Annotated in this window: 3 protein-coding genes; all 3 read right to left on the bottom strand. The window is 42.8% G+C overall.

The features are described 5' to 3' along the window. Window positions 1-214: 214 nt before the first annotated feature. The 3 genes from AC3AYF_RS21775 to AC3AYF_RS21765 are packed head-to-tail and all read right to left on the bottom strand — an operon-like array spanning window position 215 to window position 970. Window positions 215-487, bottom strand: a complete 273-nt coding sequence (locus AC3AYF_RS21775) for a hypothetical protein (RefSeq protein ID WP_487780550.1) — start codon at window positions 485-487, stop codon at window positions 215-217. After that, a complete protein-coding gene (locus AC3AYF_RS21770) occupies window positions 480-701 on the bottom strand; it encodes a hypothetical protein (protein WP_487780549.1) in 222 nt (73 codons plus the stop codon). Before AC3AYF_RS21770 ends, AC3AYF_RS21775 begins: the two co-directional genes overlap by 8 nt. Then, on the bottom strand, window positions 701-970 hold the full coding sequence (locus AC3AYF_RS21765) for a hypothetical protein (RefSeq protein WP_487780548.1): 270 nt from the start codon (window positions 968-970) through the stop codon (window positions 701-703). The genes AC3AYF_RS21770 and AC3AYF_RS21765 overlap by 1 nt, the downstream gene beginning before the upstream one ends. Window positions 971-1,033: the final 63 nt, after the last annotated feature.

The raw sequence follows: 1,033 nt of genomic DNA, 5'->3' as shown, positions 1-1,033 counted from the left end.
TCTAAACTGTCTTTTCTAAATGGGCACTTGCCGCATGGCTTCTTAACATTGGGTAGTCTCATAGAACCTCTCATTTCGTTTCAGTACATCTATTATCTCAATCAGTCGTTGGAATGAGCATCGGTAAACGACAGCCAAAGAAAAACCCCGAATCATTTCTGACACGAGGTTTCTCCCAACGAAACACAGAGAGCAATCTGTGTAGGTTAGAAGATTACATCAAATTATTGTAATCTTCAATCTCCTCTTTGGTCATTACTTTAGCCCGACCCATGATGCCGTAAAACGCCAACACAGGTACTCTCGCTAATAATGACAGCATGTTAATTACCGATAGGATCATCGCCGCCGCAAGTGAGAGAAGGTTGAATATCAATGGGTGCAACACCTCAAACCACAAGTCTAATGGCAAGTGAATGGTCGGGAAGACCACACCCGAATACAGTGAGTGCAAGTAGCTTGGATTTTTCTTCTTAATCTTAACCATTATCTACAACTCTCCCCTTCATTTTTTTAAGTGCCGCCTTGTACTTGTCATTGGCTAACGTCAGTGCTTCAATCTTCACATCCGTCATTGCCTTTGCTCTTTTCAACTTCTTATTTTCAGTCAGCAGCCTAGTGTTTATGGCTATCAAATCCATAACCTTGCCGATAGCCTCTTCTTCGGCCATCTCTTCTTCGGTAAATATCGTGTCGCTCATTAATTGCCTCCAGAATTTTCAAATCTGAACCAATGCCACCACCTTCTAGCATGTAACTCATCAGCCAGTGCCATTAGATCGTCAGGCCCAGCAGGGACACCCAAAAAGCCACTTATTTTTGCCATAGCTAGTCCAAAATTCTCAGGAGGCCGAACTGAGTGGGTAATGCCCCATGCAATCAACGCCTCACTTACGAGTAATTTCTTACCTTTTAATGAGCCGTCACATTTAACCACTCCAGTTTTAAACATTTCAGGATAGTTCGTCATGACTCGCCTCTTTCTAGTTGTTCCGTGTACAGCACTTGCTTTTTAAATAGATAATCAGGCGTG

The organism is Salinicola sp., from assembly GCF_982684285.1.
The sequence above is the reverse complement of the archived record's forward strand: the minus strand, read 5'-3'. Positions and strand labels throughout refer to the sequence as shown.

Coding starts and splice junctions, on each gene's coding strand:
- AC3AYF_RS21775 (WP_487780550.1), bottom strand. CDS start 487: ATGGTTAAGATTAAGAAGAAAAATCCAAGCTACTTGCACTCACTGTAT.
- AC3AYF_RS21770 (WP_487780549.1), bottom strand. CDS start 701: ATGAGCGACACGATATTTACCGAAGAAGAGATGGCCGAAGAAGAGGCT.
- AC3AYF_RS21765 (WP_487780548.1), bottom strand. CDS start 970: ATGACGAACTATCCTGAAATGTTTAAAACTGGAGTGGTTAAATGTGAC.